The sequence below is a fragment of the Bradyrhizobium sp. USDA 372 genome, from assembly GCF_053629095.1.
Genome location: NZ_JBRJHR010000001.1, coordinates 5,732,110 through 5,754,438, shown reverse-complemented (window position 1 = coordinate 5,754,438; position 22,329 = coordinate 5,732,110). Strand labels below are relative to the sequence as shown.

At 65.2% G+C, this 22,329-nt stretch carries 21 protein-coding genes; 2 read left to right on the top strand and 19 right to left on the bottom strand.

Features of this window, described 5'->3' with window-relative positions:
- Positions 1–27: 27 nt before the first annotated feature.
- From AB7M16_RS26885 to AB7M16_RS26875, 3 genes are all read right to left on the bottom strand, one after another.
- Positions 28–1,827: a cation:proton antiporter domain-containing protein gene (locus AB7M16_RS26885; RefSeq protein WP_212254237.1), complete on the bottom strand. Its 1,800-nt coding sequence runs from the start codon at positions 1,825–1,827 to the stop codon at positions 28–30.
- A 131-nt stretch (positions 1,828–1,958) separates the two neighbouring features.
- Entirely contained in the window at positions 1,959–2,795 is an 837-nt protein-coding gene (locus tag AB7M16_RS26880; RefSeq protein WP_453945554.1) for an SDR family oxidoreductase, read from the bottom strand.
- Between the two features lie 70 nt (positions 2,796–2,865).
- Complete coding sequence (locus AB7M16_RS26875) at positions 2,866–4,185, bottom strand: solute carrier family 23 protein (RefSeq protein WP_453945553.1); 1,320 nt, start codon at positions 4,183–4,185, stop codon at positions 2,866–2,868.
- 127 nt (positions 4,186–4,312) lie between these two features.
- Between AB7M16_RS26875 and AB7M16_RS26870 the strand changes: the two genes are divergently transcribed.
- The gene (locus AB7M16_RS26870) at positions 4,313–5,647 is read left to right on the top strand and encodes a dicarboxylate/amino acid:cation symporter (protein ID WP_212254234.1); all 1,335 of its coding nucleotides are present in this window, start codon (positions 4,313–4,315) and stop codon (positions 5,645–5,647) included.
- Between the two features lie 258 nt (positions 5,648–5,905).
- Here AB7M16_RS26870 and AB7M16_RS26865 read toward each other — a convergent pair whose 3' ends face one another.
- From AB7M16_RS26865 to AB7M16_RS26825, 9 genes are read right to left on the bottom strand one after another with little or no spacing between them, the layout of a single operon-like run.
- A complete protein-coding gene (locus AB7M16_RS26865) occupies positions 5,906–6,253 on the bottom strand; it encodes a RidA family protein (protein ID WP_453945552.1) in 348 nt (115 codons plus the stop codon).
- Positions 6,254–6,266: 13 nt separating this feature from the next.
- Positions 6,267–7,388: an NAD(P)/FAD-dependent oxidoreductase gene (locus tag AB7M16_RS26860; RefSeq protein ID WP_453945551.1), complete on the bottom strand. Its 1,122-nt coding sequence runs from the start codon at positions 7,386–7,388 to the stop codon at positions 6,267–6,269.
- Positions 7,385–8,803 carry an FAD/NAD(P)-dependent oxidoreductase gene (locus tag AB7M16_RS26855; RefSeq protein ID WP_453945550.1) on the bottom strand — a complete coding sequence of 473 codons (1,419 nt, stop codon included), beginning with the start codon at positions 8,801–8,803 and terminating at the stop codon, positions 7,385–7,387. The genes AB7M16_RS26860 and AB7M16_RS26855 overlap by 4 nt, the downstream gene beginning before the upstream one ends.
- Positions 8,800–9,096 (bottom strand): (2Fe-2S)-binding protein, encoded by a 297-nt coding sequence (locus tag AB7M16_RS26850; protein WP_172784813.1) that lies wholly within the window; start codon positions 9,094–9,096, stop codon positions 8,800–8,802. Before AB7M16_RS26850 ends, AB7M16_RS26855 begins: the two co-directional genes overlap by 4 nt.
- 26 nt (positions 9,097–9,122) lie before the next feature.
- Positions 9,123–10,259, bottom strand: a complete 1,137-nt coding sequence (locus AB7M16_RS26845; protein WP_453945549.1) for an NAD(P)/FAD-dependent oxidoreductase — start codon at positions 10,257–10,259, stop codon at positions 9,123–9,125.
- 8 nt (positions 10,260–10,267) lie between these two features.
- On the bottom strand, positions 10,268–11,074 hold the full coding sequence (locus AB7M16_RS26840; protein WP_172784815.1) for an ABC transporter permease: 807 nt from the start codon (positions 11,072–11,074) through the stop codon (positions 10,268–10,270).
- Complete coding sequence (locus AB7M16_RS26835) at positions 11,071–11,946, bottom strand: ABC transporter permease (protein WP_172784816.1); 876 nt, start codon at positions 11,944–11,946, stop codon at positions 11,071–11,073. Before AB7M16_RS26835 ends, AB7M16_RS26840 begins: the two co-directional genes overlap by 4 nt.
- Complete coding sequence (locus tag AB7M16_RS26830; RefSeq protein ID WP_453945548.1) at positions 11,943–12,983, bottom strand: ABC transporter ATP-binding protein; 1,041 nt, start codon at positions 12,981–12,983, stop codon at positions 11,943–11,945. The genes AB7M16_RS26835 and AB7M16_RS26830 overlap by 4 nt, the downstream gene beginning before the upstream one ends.
- A gap of 23 nt (positions 12,984–13,006) precedes the next feature.
- Positions 13,007–14,041, bottom strand: a complete 1,035-nt coding sequence (locus AB7M16_RS26825) for an ABC transporter substrate-binding protein (protein ID WP_172784818.1) — start codon at positions 14,039–14,041, stop codon at positions 13,007–13,009.
- 275 nt (positions 14,042–14,316) lie between these two features.
- On the opposite strand from AB7M16_RS26825, the gene AB7M16_RS26820 reads away from it, so the two are divergent.
- Positions 14,317–15,234 carry a LysR substrate-binding domain-containing protein gene (locus AB7M16_RS26820; protein ID WP_453945546.1) on the top strand — a complete coding sequence of 306 codons (918 nt, stop codon included), beginning with the start codon at positions 14,317–14,319 and terminating at the stop codon, positions 15,232–15,234.
- Here AB7M16_RS26820 and AB7M16_RS26815 read toward each other — a convergent pair.
- From AB7M16_RS26815 to AB7M16_RS26785, 7 genes are read right to left on the bottom strand one after another with little or no spacing between them, the layout of a single operon-like run.
- Complete coding sequence (locus AB7M16_RS26815) at positions 15,224–16,597, bottom strand: amidohydrolase family protein (RefSeq protein WP_453945545.1); 1,374 nt, start codon at positions 16,595–16,597, stop codon at positions 15,224–15,226. The two genes, AB7M16_RS26820 and AB7M16_RS26815, sit on opposite strands and share 11 nt — an antisense overlap.
- Positions 16,594–18,177 carry an ABC transporter substrate-binding protein gene (locus AB7M16_RS26810; protein ID WP_453945544.1) on the bottom strand — a complete coding sequence of 528 codons (1,584 nt, stop codon included), beginning with the start codon at positions 18,175–18,177 and terminating at the stop codon, positions 16,594–16,596. The genes AB7M16_RS26815 and AB7M16_RS26810 overlap by 4 nt, the downstream gene beginning before the upstream one ends.
- A complete protein-coding gene (locus AB7M16_RS26805) occupies positions 18,177–19,061 on the bottom strand; it encodes a polysaccharide deacetylase family protein (RefSeq protein WP_453945543.1) in 885 nt (294 codons plus the stop codon). Before AB7M16_RS26805 ends, AB7M16_RS26810 begins: the two co-directional genes overlap by 1 nt.
- Entirely contained in the window at positions 19,048–19,863 is an 816-nt protein-coding gene (locus AB7M16_RS26800; protein ID WP_453945542.1) for an ABC transporter substrate-binding protein, read from the bottom strand. Before AB7M16_RS26800 ends, AB7M16_RS26805 begins: the two co-directional genes overlap by 14 nt.
- Positions 19,864–19,879: 16 nt before the next feature.
- Complete coding sequence (locus AB7M16_RS26795) at positions 19,880–20,644, bottom strand: amino acid ABC transporter ATP-binding protein (protein WP_453945541.1); 765 nt, start codon at positions 20,642–20,644, stop codon at positions 19,880–19,882.
- Entirely contained in the window at positions 20,641–21,498 is an 858-nt protein-coding gene (locus AB7M16_RS26790; RefSeq protein WP_212254224.1) for an amino acid ABC transporter permease, read from the bottom strand. Before AB7M16_RS26790 ends, AB7M16_RS26795 begins: the two co-directional genes overlap by 4 nt.
- Complete coding sequence (locus AB7M16_RS26785) at positions 21,495–22,322, bottom strand: ABC transporter substrate-binding protein (RefSeq protein WP_453945540.1); 828 nt, start codon at positions 22,320–22,322, stop codon at positions 21,495–21,497. Before AB7M16_RS26785 ends, AB7M16_RS26790 begins: the two co-directional genes overlap by 4 nt.
- Positions 22,323–22,329 lie beyond the last annotated feature (7 nt).

Below are 22,329 nucleotides of genomic sequence, written 5' to 3'. Positions count from 1 at the left end.
GCGGCGCACAGCCGTCCGGACGAGTGGCTATCGTGAGGACCGGCGCCCTGTGAGATCGGGCGGAGGAGCCTTCTCTTGTCCGGCGATTCGGGCGGCCTGCTGCAGCGTGCGCCGGAATTCGTCCCGCTTCTCGTGCACCGAGGCGATCGCATGACCGACGGCAACGCCGAGGCCGACCAGCGCGGCTTCGGAGAGTTGCAGGCTCGCCTCGATCGTTTCCGGCACCGCATCGGTTGCGCCGATCGCATAAAGGTGGCGGGCATGATCGGCGTCCCGCGCGCGTGAAACGATCAGCACATCCGGCCGCACCGCCCGGATCCGCTCGACGACAGCGTCGATCGCCGGCCGTGATTGGACGGTGATGATCACGCCGGTCGTCTGCATCAGGCCGCAGGCTTCGAGGAATCCCGGTTCTGTCGCATCGCCGAAATAGACTCTGTGGCCGTCGCGGCGGTCGCGCGCCACGCTGGCGGCCTCGTGATCGACGGCGATGTAGTTCAGGCCGTGGCTTGTCAGCAGCGAGCAGACGACTTTTCCAACACGGCCGTAGCCGACCACGATGGCTTGCGCCTGATCGCCGGGCGGCCGAACCGCAAGCTCGGGATCGGGCGCGCGTTCGCTGCCCAGCTTCGCGGCCAATTTTCGTCCGAGAATACTCAGAAGCGGTGTCAACGCCATCGTCACGGCGGTGACGGCCACGGCAAAGCTCGATACGCGGGGCTCGATCAGGTCGCCGGCTGCCGCCATTCCGATGCTGACGAAGGCGAATTCGCCGACGGGGCCCAGCAGGAAGCCGATCTCGATCGCCGCCGGCCATGACAGCCTGAAGAGGCGGCCTAAGATGATGAGCACGATCGCCTTGCCGACGACAATGCCGATAACGGCCGCCAGCAGCCAACCGGGCTCCCGCGCGAACACGCGGAAGTCGATAGCCATGCCGACGGTGAAGAAGAAGATGCCGAGCAGCAGGCCCTTGAACGGCTCGACGGTGGCCTCGATGGCCTTGCCATACTCGGTCTCCGCCAGCATCAGTCCTGCAACGAATGCTCCGAGCGCCATCGATAGGCCGGCCTGGTGGGCGGCAAGCCCTGCGCCGACAATGACGAACAGGGTGGCGGCAACGAACAACTCCGTCGAATGGGTGCCTGCAACCATCTGGAAGAGCGGACGCATCAGCAGCCGTCCAATCAGAATCAGGAAAACGACTGCCAGCACGGCCTTCAGGATCGCCGTGGAGATGTGCGCCACGACCGAGCCGCCGCTGCCCGCGCCGAGCACCGCGACAAGGACGAGGACGGGGACCACGGCAAGGTCCTGAGCCAGCAGCACCGCGAAGCTGGCGCGCCCGGCTGTGGTCGCAAGCCGCCTCTCGGTGGATAGAAGCTCGAGCACGATCGCAGTCGAGGACAGCGCAAGGCTCGCCCCGAGGATAACGGCCGTATCGGAGCTCTGCCCAAAGAGAAGTGCCACGCCGAAAATCATGGCCGAGGTCGCAAGGACTTGCAGGCCGCCAAGCCCGAACACGAAGCGTCGCATCGTGACGAGCCGGCGCAACGACAGCTCGAGCCCGATCAGGAACAGCAGGAACACGATGCCGAGATTGGCGATACCCTCGACGTTCTGCGCGTCCGTCACCGTGAACCAATACAGGAATGGGATGTCGCGAACGAGCGAGCCGAGCCCGAGCGGACCGAGAATGGCGCCGGCGCCAAGATAGCCCAGCACGGGATTGATGCCCCAATGCCGGACCATTGGCACCACCACGCCGGCGGTCCCGAGCACCACCAGCGCGTCGCTATAGGCATTGATGTTGATGGTTGTGGTCACGAGCCCGTCATGTGTCGGCGTCTGCCAATAGCGGCAGCATCGTCCACGGTCGATAGCACACGGCGCCGCAGACCCCCAACCGGACCTGCCCCTCCATCCCGCGCGAGGGACGCGTCATCCCAAGCCGATTCTCAGCTTGCCCAGTTCTCCCTGAACTCTGGAAACAGCGTGAGACCCCCGCAGGCATAGATGGTCTGCCCGGTGATGTAGCTGGCATCGTCGGAGGCGAGGAAGGCGAACACGGCGGCGATCTCTTCGGGCGCGCCGACGCGCCCCATGGGAATATGGGAGGTGACGACGCCGCGCTTTGCGGGATCTCCCGTCCAGGCGGCGTTGATCGGCGTGTCGATAGCGCCGGGACCGACCGCATTGACGCGGATGCCGTGCCGCGCGAATTCGAGCGCCAGCGTGCGGGTGAGACCGGCCATACCGCTCTTGCTGATGGAATAGGCGAGATAGCCGGGCTTCGGGATGATCTGGTGGACGCTGGAGCAGTTGATGATGCTGCCGCCTGCCCCGCGCGCGACGAAATGCGCCAGCGCCTTCTGCGCACACAGCACGGCACCGTTGAGATTGACGTCGATGATGCGGCGGTAGGTTTCGACGGCGAGCGCCTCGCTCGGCGATTCCCGCTGGAAGCCGGCATTGTTGACGAGGCAGTCGAGGCGCTTGAAGCGCGCCAGGACCGTCTCGAACATCGCGGCGATGTCCTGCTCATTGCCGATATCGGCCTTGACGACGATGTGGTCGAGTCTGCCGTGGCCGCGATCGCTCGACGCGCTTCGTGCAAGGGCAAGGGTCTCCTCGGCCTTTCCAGCGTGATCGAAATAATTGATGGCGACAGTCGCGCCTTCCTGCGCCAGCCGGATGGCAACGGCGCGGCCGATGCCTTGCGAGGCGCCGGTCACCAGCGCGTATTGGCCGACGAGGCGCGAGGGAAACGAGGTCGAGCGTTCGGTTTGCGGCATGTGTTCTCTCCGGGATGCACCATCATGGATGGAACCGGCCTTTTGTTCCATCCCTTAGCGATGCTGGGATCTAATCGGCTCGCTGCGCGCGCCGCGAGGTCAGGATCTGATAGAGGATGATCGCGCCGAAAGTCGCGGTGCCGATGCCGCCGATCGTGAACGCACCGAATTTGAGCGTGAGATCGCCGGCACCTGCGGTCAGCGCCACCGCGACGGTGATCAGGTTCGCAGGGTTGGCGAAGTCGACCTTGTTCTCGACCCAGATCCGCCCCGCCATCGCGGCGATCAAGCCGAACAACACGATCGAGAGGCCGCCGATGACGGGACCCGGGATCGACAGGATCAGCGCGCCGAATTTCGGCGAGAAGCCGAGCAGGATCGACACCAAGGCAGCGAACGCAAACAGCAGGGTCGAATAGACCTTGGTCGCCGCCATCACGCCGATGTTCTCGGCATAGGTGGTGACGCCGGTGCCACCGCCGCAAGCGGCCACGATGGTCGCGAGGCTGTCGGCGAACAAAGCGCGGCCGAGATAGGCATCGAGGCTGCGGCCCGTCATGGCGGCGACGGCCTTGATGTGCCCAAGGTTCTCGGCAACGAGAATGACCGCAACCGGCGCGATGAGGAAGATCGCATCGGCATGGAAGCTCGGCGTGGTGAAGTTCGGCAGGCCGAGCCACGGCGCGGCCGAGAGCTGGGTGAAGTCGATCGGCTTGCCGAAGCCGAGGCCGTTTGCGAACAGCAGATACAACAGATAGCCGCCGGCCGCGCCGAGGATGATCGGCAGGCGGCGCCACAGGCCTGGCGCTGCAACGGCCACCACGCCGATGATCAGCACGGTGGCGAGCCCGATTCCCGTGTCGAAGGCACTCGCGCTCACCGCCTTGACCGCCACCGGCGCGAGATTGAGGCCGATCGCGGCGACGACAGCGCCGGTGACGGCCGGCGGCAGCAGCCGCTCGATCCAGCCGACGCCGGACCACATCACGACCAGCGAAATCAGGCCATACAGCACCCCGGCGCCGACGATGCCGCCCAGCGCGACCGACAGGTTTGGGTTCGGCCCCTGCCCGGCATAGCCGGTGGCGGCGATGACGACGGCGATAAAGGCGAAGCTCGAGCCGAGATAGCTCGGCACGCGCCCGGCAACGACGACGAAGAAGATCAGCGTGCCAACGCCCGAGAACAGAACTGCAACGTTGGGATCGAACCCCATCAGCAGCGGCGCGATGATCGTCGCGCCGGACATCGCGACGCAATGTTGAAGACCCGAGACGATGGTCTGCCCCCAGGACAGCCGCTCCTCCGGCATGATCACGCCCGAGGTCTTGAGCTTCCAACGTGGAAAATAGCCTTGCCCCTGCTCGCCCGAGCCTGTTGCGATCGTCATGTTCCCACCCAAGTTGCGGCGCAACGATCGATGGTCGTGCCAACAGACAAAAATGTGATTATCGCTTCTGCGGCGCCCATCACATGATGCAAATCGTGCACGATCAATCCGTTCCCGAGCCTGCATTATGACACAGATCGCAATTCCGTCAGCCATCCAGCGCCGGCACCAGCCCTGGTACAAGATCCTCTACGTCCAGGTGCTGATCGCGATCGTGCTCGGCGTGCTCATCGGCTATGTCTATCCCGACCTCGGCAAGGCCTTGAAGCCGCTTGGCGACGGCTTCATCGCGCTGATCAAGATGATGATCGCGCCCGTGATCTTCTGCACCGTGGTGCACGGCATCTCCTCGATGGGCGATCTGAAGCGGGTCGGTCGGGTCGGGCTGAAATCGCTGATCTATTTCGAGACGGTCTCGACCGTGGCCCTCGCGGTCGGCCTTTTGGTCGGCGAGATTCTCCAGCCCGGGCACGGCTTCAATATCGATCCGGCCACGATCGACCCGAATTCGGTGGCGACCTACGTCACCAAGGCCAAGGAGGAGGGCATCGTCGCCCATCTGATGGCGATCATTCCCGACAGTTATCTGGGAGCGATTGCGCGCGGCGACCTGCTCCAGGTGCTGCTGATCTCGATCCTCTCCGGCTTCGCCATCGCCTTTCTCGGCAAGGCCGGCGAGCCCATTGCGGACGCGATCGACAAGGCGGCGAAGATGTTCTTCGGCATCATCCGCATCATCGTGCGCGTCGCGCCGATCGGCGCCTTCGGCGCCATGGCGTTCACCGTCGGCGCCTATGGTCTCGGCTCACTGCTCAATCTCGCCGCCCTGATCGGCACGTTCTATCTGACCAGCATCCTGTTCGTGCTGATCGTGCTGGGCGCGATCGCCCGGCTCGCCGGCTTCTCGATCCTGCGCTTCATCGCCTATATCAAGGACGAGCTCCTGATCGTGCTCGGCACCTCGTCCTCCGAGACCGTGCTGCCGCAGATGATCCAGAAGATGGAGCATCTCGGCGCCTCACGCTCCGTGGTCGGCCTCGTCATCCCCACCGGCTACAGCTTCAATCTCGATGGGACCAACATCTACATGACGCTGGCGACGCTGTTCCTGGCGCAGGCAACCAACACCCATCTGACCATCTGGCAGGAGCTCGGCATTTTGGGCATCGCCATGATCACCTCCAAGGGGGCCTCGGGCGTGACCGGCGCCGGCTTCATCACACTCGCCGCGACGCTGTCGATCGTGCCTGATATCCCGATCCAGTCGATCGCGATCCTTGTCGGCATCGACAAGTTCATGAGCGAATGCCGCGCGCTCACCAATCTGATCGGCAATGGCGTCGCCTGCGTCGTCATCAGCATCTCCGAAGGCGAGCTCGACCGCGACGCGCTGCACGAGACCATGGCGCATCCGCTGGAGATCGGCGAGGCGCTGGAGCCGGGCGGAGGCGCGGCGTCGTAGTCCGCGCAGCCGGTGAGCAGACGACGCCCAGTTCCAATGCGGTAGTTTCCCGGAGTAGAAAATCGATGCGGTCCGCGTCACAACAATGGCGTTGGGATCACGGATTGATACTCATTCTTTCCGCCCGACGCGCTGGGGGCAGGGCGTCGGGCTTTTGAAAATCATTACCGCATGCGATCTGGCGGCGCGTCGAATTCCCTCTCATGAATGCGCTGGCAAGATCGGGCGATCGCCTGATCTCGGTCCCGCCGATCGCGATCAGCCCTTGAGTGCGGTGACCACCACCTCGATCAGCGCGCCGCCGCCGAGATCGGCCACGCCGACGGTGGCGCGGGTCGGCAGGTTGTCGCCGAAGAATTCGGTCCAGGCCGCGTCCATCTCCTTCTTCTTGGAGAGATCGGTGACGAAGATCGAAGCGCTGACCACGCGCGACTTGTCGGTTCCCGCTTCCTTCAGATAGCCGGCGATCTTGCCGAGGATGTTGCGGGTCTGGTCGCCCATCGAGACCGAGGTGTCGTCGGCGATGGTGCCGCCGAGGAAGACGAAGCCACTGGCTTCGACGGCGCGGTGCATGATGGGCGTGCGGATGCTGCGGGTAATGCTCATGATGTCCTCTTCTTTAGAGCGTGGAAGGGTGGAAGCGGTCGATGCCGAGATCGCTGACGCGGGTCTGGGTACCGCCGTTGACGATCAGCTCCGCCATCACGGCGCCGGCGCCGGGGCCGAGCTGGAAACCGTGCAGCGAGAAGCCGAACTGGTGATAGAGGCCCTTGTGACGGGAGCTCGGCCCGAACACGGGAATGTCGTCCTTCATCTTGGCTTCGATGCCGGCCCAGGCGCGGACGATGGTGGCGCTGCGCATCACCGGGAACAGCTCGAACACAGTCTGCGCGCTGGTCGCAAGGCTCTTCCAGTCCAGCACTGTCTCGTTGCGGTCCTGATAGGGCGTCGCCAGATGGCCGCCGCCGATCAGCACGGTGCCGTTCTTGAACTGCTTGAAGGAGAGCTTTCGCCCGCGCAGGATCACGACGGGATCGATGAAGTGCGGCACGCGCGAGGTGATCATCAGCATCGGCGCCACGGTCTCGACCGGCACCGGCTCGCCGAGATCAGCCGCGATCTTGCCGGCCCAGGCGCCGGCGGCGTTGACCAGCACCGGCGCGGCAAAACTCTCCGAACCCGCATAGACATGCCAGAGGCCGTCGCTGTAGCGGATGTTGCCTGCGGCCATGCCTTCGCGCACGGTCGCACCTAACTGCTCCGCCTTGCGCCGGAATGCCGTCGTCGTCTGCGCCGGATTGGCTGCTCCGTCGCGGCGGGAGACCACGCCACCGGGACAGGTCTCGGCCACCGCCGGCACGAGCCGGCGCAATTCCGCCGCGTCGATCAGTTCTTCGTGGGTAAAGCCCAGCGCATTGAGCTCGGTGACACGCGCACGGCATACGGCGAGCTCGTCCTCGTTTTCGGCGACCAGCACCTGACCGTAGCTCTCGAAGCTGCAATCGTCGTCGAGGAGGTCCGAAATCTTCTCCCAGATGCCCATCGAGCGGATCGAGAGTGGGATTTCTGGAATGTGCCGGGCGAGCTGGCGAACGCCACCGGCGTTGACGCCCGAGGCGTGACGGCCGGCATAGTCCTTTTCGATCAGCAGCGGCTTCAGGCCGGCGAGACACAAATGCAGCGTGGTCGAGCACCCGTGGATGCCGCCGCCAATGACGATCGCATCCACGTTTCGTGTCATCCGCGCACCACGGCCTTGACGTCGGCCTCGCTCTTGGGAACAGCGGCGAGCTCGGCCAGCGTGATCGGCTTCACCGGCGCGCGCAGCCGGTAGTAACCGATCTCCTGCGGAGTCTTGCCGCGCGCCTGCGCCATCAGCTCGGTGACGGTGAGGCCGCAGAGCCGGCCCTGGCACGGGCCCATGCCGGTGCGGCGATAGGCCTTGAGCTGGTTCGGCCCGGTCGCACCGATTGCGACGGAATCCAGAACGTCCTTGGCGGTGACCTCCTCGCAGCGGCAGACGATGGTATCGCCCGAGGGAATACGGAACTGCGGCGCGGGACGGAACAGCGTGTCGAGGAAGACGCGGCCGCGCTCGGCCTTGGCTAGATCGGTGCGGAGCGTTGCCATTGCGGGAAGTTTTGCGGCAGAAGCGGGCGCCAGTGCTTCCACCGCGGCGCGCGCGGCAATGCGACCGCGCACCACGGCGGCATTGGCACCACCGATGCCGGCGCCATCGCCGGCGATCGCGATGCCGGCGACCGACGAATTGCCGCTTGCATCGAGCACCGGCGACCAGCACAGCTGCAAATCATCCCAGCGATGCTCGATGCCGGCCGACATCGCCAGATTGACGTTGGGCACGACGCCCTGATGCAGCAGCAACAGATCGGCCGGAATGGTCTCGCGCTTGCCGCCGGCGACATAGCTGACGCTCGCGAGCTGGCCGTCGCCAGCCGCGGCCAGCTCGGTGACGCCCGAGACGACCTGCACCTTCGCCTTCACCTCGCGCATCATCGAGAGGCCCTTGGCGAAATAGGGCGACGTCAGGAAGGCAAAGGCGTGCGGCAGCGCCGCGACATAATTGCCGCGCTCGGTGGTGTCGAGGATGCGATCGATGCGGCCGCCGAGCCGCAAAATCTGCGCGGCGAGCAGCCAGAGCAGCGGCCCCTGCCCTGCGATCACCGTGCGTCCGTCGGGCACCAGGGCCGACGATTTCAGCATGGTCTGGGCCGCGCCTGCGGTCATCACGCCCGGCAGCGTCCAGCCGGGAATCGGGAACGGCCGCTCAAGCGCGCCGGTCGAAAGGATCACGCGCTTGGCCTTCACGAAGGCGGAGGCGCCGCCGATCGAGACGGCGATGTCGAGATTGCGGTCGAGACTCCAGACCGTGGCACGCTGGATCACCTCGGCATTGCTCGCGCGCAGCGACTGCACGAGATCGGCCCCGACCCAATAGTCCGGGCCGAGCTGGTTGCGGTCCGTCACAGGTGTCGAGGCGATCGCCCGAAACACCTGGCCGCCAGGGCCGATGTTCTCATCGAGCAGCAGCGTCGACAGGCCGGCCTCGGCAGATGTGGCCGCAGCGGCGAGGCCGGCAGGGCCGGCGCCGATCACCACGACGTCGTAATTTTCGCGCTTGGGAGCCACACTCATCTTCCGATCTCCCGCTTGCCCTTCTGAATCTCGATCTGCATGCCCTCGGCGACGGGCACGAGACAGCCTTGCCGATTGCCGACGCCGTCGATGGTGACGAGGCAGTCGAAACAGACGCCCATCATGCAGTAGGGCAGACGCGGTGCGCCGCTGACTGCGGTGGAACGCCGTGCGTCAACGCCGGAGGCCAGCAGCGCGGCCGAGACGGTGTCGCCCTGGCGCGCCGCGACGGCGACGCCGTCGACGAAGATCTGCACCTGTGGGCGCTTGTCCTGTTCGGATCGTCTAAACATGGGATGCCCTTGGCTCCTTGTGATCTCTAGTAGCCGCTGCTGTTGGCAGCACCTGCGCCACCAAAGCGGCTGGCGGAGAACGCACCAACCAGCTCCGGCTCGAGCGCGCCCTGCGCCACCATGCGCGCAATCTCGAAGGCATGGTTCGAAGCCAGCGTCACGCCGGAATGGCAACAGGCGACGAAGGCGCCGGGATGCGTCTCCGACTGGTCGTAGATCGGAAAGCCGTCCTGCGGCATGACGCGAATGCCCGACCAGCTCCTGACCACGTTGAGCCTCGCCAGATGCGGGAACATGCGCTGCGCACGATCGGCCATGACGCCGCTGATCGAAGGCTTCAGCGTGCGATCGTCGAGCTCGTCCTCCTTGCTGTCGCCGATCATCACCGTGCCCTCGTCGGTCTGACGGATCGTGGTCAGCGGATGCGGCAGGAACGGCATGGTGCGCTCGGTCACGACGACCTGGCCACGGGTCGGGCCCATCGGAGCAAAGAGGCCGACCATCGGCGCCAGCGTCTGGTTGGCATTGCCGGCGGCGAGCACGATCTTGGCGGCACGCAGCTCACCCTGCGGCGTCGTCAGGCGAAATTCGCTGCCGCTCTTGCTGATCGCCGAGACCGGACGCTCCGGAAAATAATCGATGCCGAACGCAACGAAGCCGGTGTGGAAGGCGCGGAACGTGCGCAGCGAATTGACATGGCCGTCGAGCGGACAATAACTGCCGCCGGAGACCTCGGGCCCGATCAGCGGCAGCGCCTTCTTCAGCTCGGACGGCCGCAGCATTTCCATCTTGTAGTCGGCCGCGCCGGCCTGGTTGTGCATGCGCTTGACGATCTCGGTGCGCTGGCCGAATTCGTCCTCGCCGAGGGTGAGGTGAAAACCGCCATTCTGCTGAAGGGCAACGTCGAGGCCAGTCTGCTGCTTCAACTCGGAGGCAAGCCGGCCCCATGCCTGCGAAGCCTGCACGGTCCACACCGTATAGGCGGGCATGCCGAGCCCCTTGCTCTGCACCCACACCAGCGCGAAGTTCGCGCGCGAGGCGCGCTTGGTGATGTCGCCTTCGTCGAGCACCGCGACCTTCTTGCCGAGCCGGCCGAGGCCCCAGGCAATGGCGGAGCCGAGCAGTCCGCCGCCGACGACGGCGACGTCGTAATCCGTTCGCATAGGTTCTCCTATCGTCCCGTATCGCCCTTGCCGGCGAGCACACGGTCGAGCCCGTAGAAGCGGTCGAGCAGAATGAGGGCGGTCATGGTGATCGCGATCACGCAGGCCGAGACCGACGTCACCAGCGGATCGATGTTGTCCTGGATGTAAAGGAACATCCGCACCGGCAATGTTTCGGTGCCCGGCGCGGCGAGGAAGACGGTCATGGTGAGATCGTCGAAGGACTGGATAAAGGCGAGCGCCCAGCCGCTGATGACGCCGGGCAGGATCAGCGGCAGCGTCACGCGACGGAACAGCGTCCAGCCGCCCGCACCGAGCGAGACGGCAGCCATTTCGACCGAGCGATCCATGCCGGTCGCAGCCGCCAAGGTCAGCCGCAGCGCGAACGGAAACACGATGATGACATGGGCGATGATCAGCGCTGCAAAGCTGCCGCCGAGGCCCGCCGAGGTGAAGAAGCGCAGGAAGGCGATGCCGAGCACGACATGCGGGATCATCAGCGGCGACAGGAACAACGCCGCCAGCGCATCACGGCCGCGAAAGCGATAGCGCGCGATCGCCAGCGCCGCCGGCACTGCGAACAGGAGCGCCACGAGGGACGAGAGCGCGCCGAGGCCGAGGCTGACCCAGAACGCGTGAATGAATTCGGGATAGTTCAGGATGGTCCTGAACCAGCGCAGCGAAAACCCGTTGGTCGGCAGCGACAGAAACCCCTCGGGGGTGAAGGCGACGAGGCAGACCACCAGGATCGGCGCCACCATGACGATGACGAAGATGGTATGGAAGATCAGCGCGAGCGGACCGTTCTGCCTCATCGGAACACCTCGGCATAGCGGCGCTCGATCAGCGCATTGCTGCCGACCACGATCAGCACCAGCGCGACCAGCAGCAGCGTTGCGACCGCAGCTCCCAGCGGCCAGTTCAGGGTGTTGAGGAACTCGTCATAGGCAAGTGTCGCGGCGACCTTGAGCCGGCGGCCGCCGATGATCGCCGGTGTGGCGAAGGCGCTGGCCGAGAGCGAGAACACAATGATGGCGCCCGACAGCACGCCCGGCATGATCTGCGGCATGATGATGCGGCGGATGATGGTCGCGGGGCCCGCGCCGAGCGACATCGCGGCATTCTCGATCTGCGGGTCGAGCCGCTGCAGCGCCGCCCAGACCGAGAGCACCATGAACGGCATCATCACATGCGCGAGCGCGACCACCATGCCGGTTTCGGTGAACATGAACGGAATGGGCGAACGGATCGCGCCGAGCGACATCAGGAGCTTGTTGACGAGACCGTTGTTGCCGCCAAACAGCAGCGCCCAGCCGAGCGTGCGCGCCACCACGGAGATCAAGAGCGGCCCGAGAATGACCAGCAGGAAAAAGCTCTTCCAGCGGCCGCTCATGCGGTTGAGGATGTAGGCTTCGGGCGCGCCGAGCAGCGCGGTGAGCAGCGTGGTCAGGATCGCGATGCGGAACGTCCGCCAGAACATCTCGGCGTAATAGGGATCGGTCGCCATCTCGTGCCAGTTCTTCAGGATGAAGACCGGCTCGATGCCCTTGTACTGGCCCCAATCGTGGAACGACAGCATCACCGTCATCGCCAGCGGAATCAGCAGCACGCCGGCGAACAGCATCAGGGCGGGCGCGGTCAGCGCCCACGGCGCGCGTAGGCTGCGCTCCTCGGCGGCCATGCTCATGTGCCGGCCCTCGCGCGCACGCTCATGTCCTCGGCCCGCCAGGTGAGGCGAACCGCGTCGCCTTCGGCCGGCTGCGCCGTGCCGTCATTCTGGCGTATCACGATCGCCGGGCCGCATTCGCTGTCGCACTGGAACAGCCAGTGATTGCCCTGGAAGATGCGCGTGATGATTTTTGCGCTGAGCCCTGTATCGCCAAAGCCGATTCTTTCCGGGCGAACGCTGACGGTGACGGGACCGCCGAGCCCGGCCGGCGCCGGTGCGCGCCAGGAGCCCGCCACCAGTTGCGTCGGTGCGACGGTCCGGTCGATGGTTCCGGCAAAATCGTTGGTCTTGCCGAGGAATTGCGAGACGAAGGCGGAGGCCGGCTTCTCGTAAGTCTCTTGCGGCGTGCCGATCTGCTCGATCTTGCCCTGGCTCATCACCACGATGCGGTCGGACAGCGACATCGCCTCGTTCTGGTCGTGGGTGACCAGGATCGTGGTGGTGCCAACGGTGCGCTGGATCTGGCGCAGCTCGATCTGCATCTCCTCGCGCAGCTTGGCGTCGAGGTTCGACAGCGGCTCGTCGAGCAGCAGCACGCTCGGCTTGATCACCAGCGCACGCGCCAGCGCCACGCGCTGCTGCTGGCCGCCGGACATGCGGCGCGGATGACGGTCCTCGTATCCGGCGAGCCCCACCATCGCGAGCGCGGCGCGCACGCGCTCGGCCCGTTCGGTGCGCGGCACGCCACGCATCTCCAGGCCAAAGGCGACGTTCTCCGCCGCGGTCATGTGCGGAAACAGAGCGTAGCTCTGGAACACGATGCCGAGGCCGCGCTTGGCCGGATGGATCGCGGTCAGGTCCTTGCCCTCGAGGCGGATCGCGCCACGTGTCGGATCGAGGAAGCCCGCGATCATCTGCAAGGTCGTGGTCTTGCCGCAGCCGGACGGGCCGAGGAAGGAGATGAACTCCCCCTTCCCCACCGACAGGCTGAAGTCGTCGACCACAGTCTGCGTGCCGAACTGCTTGGCGACCCGATCGAGCTCGAGATAGGCCATGGCGCTGTCTCCGCGGCGACCGATCAGCGTTCGACCTCGCGATTCCAGCGCTTGGTCCACTCCTCGCGCTTCTCGTTGATGACGGTCCAGTCCGGATTGTAGAGCTTGGCCGCGCGCTCGCCGATCGGCGCCATCTTGCCGAGCTCGGGCGGGATCACCAGCGATTTCAGCACCGGGCCGTAGCCGTAATCCTTCAGCATCACGAGCTGGATCTTTGGATCGAGCAGCATCTTGACGAAGCTCGCCGCCAGCGGCGAAGCATTGGGCTTGTTGATCGGACACGCCGTCGTCAGCAGCGTCGCCGCGCCTTCCTTGGGATAGACGAAGTCGACGGGAAAGCCGGTATTGGCAAAGCTCTGCACGCGGCCGGTGCCCCACACCGCGATCACGGCCTGGCCGGACTGGAACAGCTCGGTCATCTTGCCCGGCGACGGCTCATAGGCCAGCACGTTCGGGTTGATCTGCTCCTTGAAGATCTTGAAGCCGGAATCGACGTTGGTCTCGCCGCCGCCGTTCATCTTCGACAGCATCACCAGCGCTTCGAGACCGTAGGTGTTGTTGATCGGCGGGATCACGAGCTGTTTTGCGTATTTCGTGTCCTTCAGGTCGTTCCACGAGGTCGGCGGCGCCCAGCCCTTCTCCTTGAACACCTTGGTGTTGTACATCAGGCCGGTGGCGACGATGCCGATCGCGACCGCGCGATCGTCCTTGAAACGCGCGGTGTCGTAGAGATCGGCGGGCAGGCCGTCGAGCTTGCCGCAGAAGCCGAGCTGGATTGCCTGGTACATCGGGCCGTCATCGACGATGGCGACGTCGATCTGCTGGTTGCCCTTCTGCGCCTGGAGTTTGGCCAGCGTGTCGGTGGAGTTGCCGGCGACGTATTCGACCTTGACGCCGTTCTCCTTCTCGAAGGCCGGGATCACCTCGTCGCGGATGGTCTTCTCGAACGAGCCGCCATAGCCGGCGACATAGAGCGTTTTCTGCTGGGCCCAGGCGACTGATGGGGAGGCAATGAGCGCTGCGATGCTGACCGCGGTCAGAAGGCGAAAAGTCTTCATGTGGACCGATCTCCAATACCGGAATGAGGTGACGTGCCGACGAGTCTCGCTGGCTGAAGCACCTTCCGCATTCCCTTCCGCGCAAACCCTCTCCGATCAGGGCTCCGGCCCCTGTTCGGCGGGGTTTTGGCGCGATCTGGAGGTTTGAACCCCTCCAATCTGCCGAAAAAGCGGGCTGTCTCCAGTCCTGATGAAAAAGATCGCAACCTATACTTCCATCGTCCAATGAATAATGGCACCCTCTGCATGCCAAAATGTTATGATTGGAATCGGAAATGGCGCGGATCAATTCGCGGCAGGTGGAGGCCTTCCGCGCGACAATGCTGACGGGCAGCGTGACCGAGGCCGCGGCGCTGATGAAGGTGACGCAGCCGGCCGTCAGCCGGTTGCTGCGCGACCTCCAGGCCCTGCTGAAAATGGAGCTGTTCGAACGGCGCGGCACCGGCCTGGTGCCGACCGCGGCGGCGATGGCGCTCTATACCGAGGTCGAGCGCTCCTTCGTCGGCCTGGAGCGCATCACTGCGGCAGCAGAAGAAATCCGCGGCCGCCGCACCGGCTCGCTACGCATCGCAGCACTGCCGGCGCTGTCGAACGGCTATCTGCCGCGGCTCACCGGTCACTTTCTGAAGGAGCGGCCCAACCTCAACCTGGCCTTCTTCGGTGTCATCTCGCCGATCGTGGTCGACTGGGTGCTGAACAATCAATGTGACGTCGGCTTTGCCGAGGTGCCGATCGCGCATTCCGGCCTGCCGAGCCAGCGGCTGCCAGCGCCGGCGCGGGTCGCAGTGCTGCCGACCGGTCATCGCCTCGCGGAGAAGGAAGTCCTGGAGCCGCGCGATTTCGAGGGCGAGACCTTCATCTCGCTGTCGGCGGGATCGTCGAGCCGGCACCTCGTCGACCAGGTCTTCCACCGCCATGATGTCCGCCGCGTGCTCAGGGTTGAGACCACGCTGTCGGAGATCATGTGCGGCATGGTGTCGTCAGGGCTTGGCGTCGCGATCTGCGATCCCTTCACGGCGCAGGAATTCGCAACGCGCGGTGTCGTCGTGCGCCGCTTCCTGCCGCGCATCGACTTCGAATTCTCCGCGGTCTTTCCGGCGCAGCGCAGTCCGTCGCCGGTGGCACTGGACCTGGTCGAGACCATGCGCAAGGCGCTCGCCGAATTTGACGAGGAGCCAATTCTCAACCGTTGAACGCCGCCTGCGCCTCCGGCAAATCCCAGATCTTGCCGATGGCGGCGGTGCCGGCCGCAATGATCGCGGCTTCATCCGTACCGAGATAGCGTCCCTCATCGACCAGCACGCGACCATCGACCATGACCTGATCGATATTGGCGCGGTTGGCGAGCGCGATCAGCGCGCGGCGCGGATCGAACAGCGGCTGCAGATGCGGATGGGTGAGATCGATCACCGTGAGATCTGCGGTCGCGCCCGGCTCGATGCGGCCGAGATCCGGCCGCTTGATGACGTCGGCGGCCACCGCCGTGTTCGCCTCGATCAACTCGGGCGAGTTCGCGACGTCAGGCCGCCCCGTGGTGATCTTGGAGATCAGCGAGGCCGCATTGAGCTCGCCGAGCAAATCCATGTTGTAGCCGTCGGTGCCGACCACGGTGCGCACGCCGTGCTCGGCGAAGCGGCTGAACGCCGCGGTGATGCCGGCACGCGCGAACACGCGCGGGCAGTTCAAGACGGTCATGCCGCGCGCAGCCATGAGCTTGAGATCGTCGTCGCTCGAGAACATGCAATGCGCCGCCATCAGATCGGGCGCGAGCAGGCCGAGCCAATCCAGATATTCTGCCGGGGTGCGGCCGCCGTAGCGCTTGCCGATGGTCTCGACCTCGGCGCGGCTCTGCGCCATGTGCGTGGTGATGGGAACGCCGAGTTCGCGCGCCCGCGTGGCGCAAGCCTTCAGGAGATCGGGACCGCAGGTGTCGGTGGCGTGCGGGCTCATGGCAAGGCTGATGCGGCCGTCGCCGCGATTGTTCCAGTGCTGATAGAGCGCATCCCATGTCGCCATGTCCGCGGCGCCGTCATCGCCGGAATATTGCACCACGCCGTCCGGGCCAGCCTTGGCATCGGAGGTCGAGAACAGATAGGGCGCGCCGTAGAAGCGGATGCCCATCTCCTCCGCCGCGTCGAACATTTCGGGGATCGAGTTGCGGAACGGCTCCATCACGGTGGTGGCGCCGCCCTTGAGCAGCTGGAGGATGCCGAGCCGCGCCACCGCGAGCCGTTCCTCCGCCGACAGGATGTCGGCGCCGCGCTTGGTCAGCGGCAGCAGCACCGTGTAGACGATGCTCTGGTTGTTCTTGCGGCCGTTGCCGTCCTCGGTGTGACTGCGCGCCACTGCTTCCGAAAAGCAGTGATTGTGCAGGTTGAGCAGACCGGGCAGCACGAAGCGGCCCGGGCGGTCATAGACCTGATCCGCGCTCGGTCTGTCGCGCGTGACTGCCGCGATCTTCTTGCCTTCGACCAGAACCCAGTGGTCGCGCAGCACGTCCTGCACGCCGTCTTTCCGTGACAGCACGTAGCTGCCGAAGATCGCTGTTGTGCTCATGCGGGGCGCACGTTCCAGAACACGGCGGTGCCGTCGAGAATGCCGGTGATCGCCTTGCGATAGGCGGTCGGCTGCTTGTACAGGCCGATCGGAATATAGGGGATTTCCTCGAACGCCACCGCCTGGATCTCGCGGCAGATGCGCTGTTGCTCGGCGAGCTCGGAGGCCGCCAGCCATTGGCTGCGCAACGTGCCCATCTTCGTGCTCGCATACCAGCCGGCGACCTTGCCTTCGCCCCGGATGTTGGTGTTGCCGGCCGGGTTGAGCCAGTCGATGCCCTGCCAGTTGCCGACCGCGGCGCTCCAGCCGCCCTGCGGAAGCGGATCCTTCTTCAGCTGGCGCTGCAGTACCACGGCGAAATCGAGGCCGGCATATTCGACGTTCATGCCGGCCTTGCGCAACGAGTCCACCGCGATCTCGCCGAGCGGCTTTTGCGCCAGCGAGTTGGTCGGGACGAGCAGCACGATCTTCTCGCCGTTGTAGCCGGCAGCCTTGAGGTCAGCCTTGACCTTGTCGTAGTTGCGCGGGCCGCGGAACACGTCGAGGCCGACGTCGTTTGCCATCGGCGTGCCGGGTGCGAAATAGCCGATCGGCGAGACCTGGAACGCCGGATCGGTGCCGGCGACGGCCGTCATGAACGCGGACTGGTCGATCGCCCCCAACAGCGCGCGGCGGATGGCGGGATTGTCGAACGGCGGCTGCAGGTGATTGAGGCGCAGCATGCAGGCGTAGCCTCTGGGATCGAGGATTCGCGTCTCGATATCGCCGGCCGCCTTGATCACCGGGAGCAGATCGTGCGGCGTGGTTTCCTGCCAATCCTGCTCGCCGGTCTGGAGCGCGGCGACGCCGGTGCCGGCATCAGGCGTGGTGGTCCAGACCACGCGGTCGTAGTGCACGATCTTCGGCCCGGCGGTCCAATCCGGCTTGCCGTCGGTGCGCGGCTGGTAGCGCTCGAACCTGGCATAGGCGTTGCGCGCGCCCTGCACGCGCTCGTCGGCGAGATAGCGGAACGGGCCGCTGCCGATCACCTCGGTCAGCGGCTTGAACGGATCCTGGCTCGCCAGCCGCTCCGGCATCATGAAGCAGGCATTGATCGCGGCCTTGCCGAGCGCCTGCGGCAGCAGCGGGAACGGACGCTTCAGACGGAAGCGGATGGTGCGGTCGTCGGCAGCCGATAGCTCATTGGTTGCCTCCATCAGCTCGCCGCCAAAGCCGTCGCGCGCGGCCCAGCGGCGAATGCTGGCGGCGCAATCGCGTGCCAGCACGCGCTCGCCATCATGCCAGAACAGACCATCACGAAGCGTGAGGTCCCACTGCAGTTGGTCGCCAGAGATGGCTTGGCCCGACAGCATCTGCGGCGAGACCTGGAGCGAGGAGCTCATGCCGTAGAGCGTGTCGTAGACCATGAAGCCGTGGTTTCGCGACACCTGCGCGGTCGAATAGATGGGGTCGACGAAAGCGAGGTCGATGACCGGGATGAAGCGCAGCGTGGACTGCGATTCAGCGCGGACGATGCCGGGCAGCGACAGCGCCGGCAGCGCCGCGCCAGACTTCAGGAGCGAACGGCGGGAAATGGACATTAGCGGCTACCGGCCTCGTGGCGCAGGAAGTTCTCCGCGATCTTCTCGCCGGTGGTGATCCAGACATCCGGGCACGATTTTGCGTAAGTGAGGAACTCGCGCAGCAGGCGCAGCCGCATCGGACGGCCGCTGCATTGCGGATGCAGCACGGTCGTCACCATCGCGCCCCAGTCGCGGACCTCGTCCAGCTCGTCCTTCCACATCGAGAGCACGTGCTCCTTGGGGAAGATCGAGCGCGGGCTGAAGCGCGCGGAGAGGCCGTGCATCCAATCGTCATAGCTCGCGGTCACCGGCAGCTCGATCGTGCCGGGCTTGCCGTCGGCGAGGCGATGGCGATAGGGCCTGACGTCGTCGCGGAACGAAGACGTATAGACGATGCCGTGGCGCACCAGCGCGACGCGCAGCTCCTCCGTGAATTCGCCATAGGGCGCGCGATAGCCGGTCGGCTTGACGCCGAGCCGGCGCTTCAGCGCCTCGAAGCCGCGCTCCAGCTCCTCCTCGATCCAGGGATCGCCGGGATCCGGCAGCAGATGGTGATAGCCGTGATGGCCGATCTCGTGACCGGCCTTGAGAATCGATTCCGCCATCGCCGGATGCGCATCGACCGACCACCCCGTGACGAAGAACGTCGCCTTGAGATCGAGCTGGTCGAGCAGCTCCAAGAGCTTCGGCGTGCCGACGCGGGCCTCATAGCCGCCATAGCTCATGGTGATCAGCCGCTGCGCATGCGACGCATCCTTGCTGGTCCAGGCGCTCTCCGCGTCCACGTCGAACGACAGGAACATCGCGGAATTGTACGGCTTCGGCCAGGGATATTCGGGCGCGGGATCCGCGGTGTTGGCCGGAACGAGCGGAATGCTCTGGAGTGCCTTACTGTCCAGCATTGATGGTCGCCTTCTCGATTGCGTTGTCGCTCAACTTCCACTTCGCCAGCAGCGTCTTGTAGGTGCCGTCCGCAATCAGCGCGTCGACCGCCTCCAGCATTGCCTGCTGCAATGCCTTCTCCTTCACCGGCAGAGCAATGCCGGTGAATTGCTGCGCGATGGGCTCACCCACGGTCGCATAGGTGTTGGGCTCGAGGTCCATGATGTAGGGCAGCGTCTCGTTGCCCTGGGCGGCGGCATCGATGCGTCCCTGCCGCAGCTGGGTGCGCGCGTCGGCCGAGCCGTCGGTGCCGATGACCTGGATCGGATTGCTGCCGCAGTTCTTCTCGCTCCACGCCGCGATCTGCGCCGGGAACATGGTGCGGCGGCTGGAGCCGACCTTCTTGCCGCACAGCGACGTCGCATCCTTGAATTCCGCCTTGCGTGACGCCTGCACGAAGAACTGCGGACCGCTGCGCAAATAGTCCACAAAGGAGGCGACCTCATGCCGGCTCGCATAGTCGGTGAAACCAGACAGGATGGCATCCACCCGCCCCGTCGAAATCGCCGGCATGAATTCGGCAAAGCTGGTCTCTGTCCATTCGATCTTGAGGCCGAGCTTGCGGCCGATCGCCTCGCCAAGATCGACGTCGAAACCGGAGAGCGCGTTGGTGGCGGGATCGCGGAACTCCATTGGCGGATAGTTCGGCACGATCGCCACTTTGAGGCTGCCGCGCTTGGCGATGTCAGGTGGCAATTCGGCCGCCATCGCCGACGCGCTCATGGCGCCCAGGAACGCCGCCGCAAGCAAAAATCTCTTCATCGCCATACCCCCAATGTCAGATCACTGCCGAAAGAAATGCCTTGGTGCGCTCCTCGCGCGGCGCGCCCAACACGTCGGAGGCGCGGCCCTGCTCGACGATCGCGCCATGGTCCATGTAAACGACGCGGTCGGCCACCTCGCGGGCGAAGCCGAGCTCGTGCGTCACCACCATCATGGTCATGCCGCTCTTCGCCAGCTCCTTCATCACCGCGAGCACCTCGCCGACCAGCTCGGGATCGAGCGCGCTGGTCGGCTCGTCGAACAGCATCAACATCGGCTTCATGGCGAGCGCCCGCGCGATCGCGACGCGCTGCTGCTGGCCGCCGGAGAGCTGCGCCGGATAGGAATCCGCCTTCGCCGCCAGCCCGACGCGACGAAGCAGCTCGGTCGCCTCGGCGCGCACCTCGTCCAGCTTGCGCCCCTGAACCTGGGTGGGGCCTTCGGTGATGTTCTCCAGCGCGGTCTTGTGCGGAAACAGGTTGAAACGCTGGAACACCATGCCAGTCTTCAGCCGCTGCCGTCCGATCTCGCGCTCGCTGAGGCGATGGAGCCGTCCGCCGTGCTCGCGCACGCCCAGAAGCTCGCCGTCGAGCCAGATGCCGCCGGCATCGATGGTGGTAAGCTGGTTGATGCAGCGGAGCAGCGTGGTCTTGCCTGAGCCGGAGGCGCCGATCAGGCACATCACCTCGCGGGGCCAGACGTCGAGCGAGACGTTGTTGAGAGCCTGAAACTCTCCAAAGTTTTTGCTGACGGAGCGGATGGCGACGAGGGGTTTTGTCATCGCGCCAGCCGCAATGTGCCGCGTGCAAAGCGGCGTTCGAGCAGCATCTGCAGCGGCGTCAGGATCGAGACCACGAGCAGATACCAGAGCCCGGCGACGATCAGGAGCTCGATCACGCGCGAATTGGCGTAGTAGATGTTCTCGGCATTGTGCAGCAGCTCCGGATACTGGATCACGCTGGCGAGCGAGGTCGCCTTCACCATGCTGATGAACTCGTTGCCGAGCGGCGGGATCACCACGCGCATCGCCTGCGGCAGCACGATCCGCCGCAGCGCGCGCAGCCGTCCCATGCCGATCGCCTGCGCCGCCTCATACTGCCCGATATCGACCGACAGCATGCCGGCGCGCATGACTTCGGAGGTGTAGGCGCCCTGGTTGATGCCGAGCCCAAGCAGCGCGGCAAGGAACGGCGTCATGACGTCGACGGCGCGCGCGGACCACAGGCCGGGAATGCCGATGGTCGGAAACACCAGCGCGAGGTTGAACCACAGCAGCAGCTGCAGGATCAGCGGCGTGCCGCGGAACAGCCAGGTGTAGCCGGCGGCGACCGACTTCAGCACCGGATTGGGCGACAGCCGCATGATCGCGACGACGATGCCAAGAAAGATGCCGAGCATCATGGCCAGCACCGCCATCACCATGGTGTTGACGATGCCTTCGAGGATGACCTTTGCGGTCAGGAAGCGGCTGACATAGGACCATTCGATCTGGCCGTTCGCAAAGGCGCGTGCGATCGCCGCCAGCACGAGGACGATCAGGGCCGCGCTGATCCAGCGAAACCAGTGCGGCTCGCGCGCGATCCGCATGCCCGACAGATCGGGAAAGCCTTGCGCGAGTGCCGGCGCCGGCTTCATTGCGGCGCCGCGTTCAGCATGGGCTGGGCGACCGCATTGGCCCCTAAGCCCCATTTGTCGAGAATGGCCTTGTACGAGCCGTCGGCGATCATCGCCGCGAGCTTCTCCGTCACGACCTCGCGCAAGGCCGCATCGTCCTTGCGGAACATGATGCCTTGATAGCCCGTGGACAATTGCTCACCAATGACGCGGTACTTGCCGGCTTCCTGCGTTTGCGCGTAGGGCAAGGTTTCACTGCCCTGAACCGCGGCATCGATGCGGCCCTGCTTGAGCTGATTACGCACGTCGATCGAATTCTCGCCGGGCACATACTGAATGGCAGGCTTGCCAACCGCCTCGCAGTTCTGCTTGCTCCATTTCTCGATCTCGATCGGAAATGCGGTGCTGCGGGTGGTGCCGACCTTCTTGCCGCAAAGATCGGTGGCGACCTTCGCCGCATTCTCGGTCAGCACGAAGAATTGCGGACCAGTGGTCAGGTAGTCGACGAAATCCGCCGTCTCACGCCGCGAACTACGATCCTGGATGCCACTGATGATGAAGTCGGCCCGCTTGGTCTGGAGCGAGGGGATCAGCTCGGCGAACGGCGTCTCGCTCCAGACGATCTTGAGGCCTCCGAGCCGCTTGGCGAGCTCGTTCGCCAGATCGATGTCGAGCCCGACCAGCTCGTTGGTTGCGGGATCCCGGTATTCCATCGGCGCGTAGGTGGAGTTGACCGTGAGCTTCAGCGTGCCGGCTTGCTTGATCTCCGCCGGCAGCTCGGCGGCTCGCGCCGACGTCACGGCAGCCAATGCTGCGAAGGCAAGCAAATGCGAAAGGCGTGTCATGTCAGCT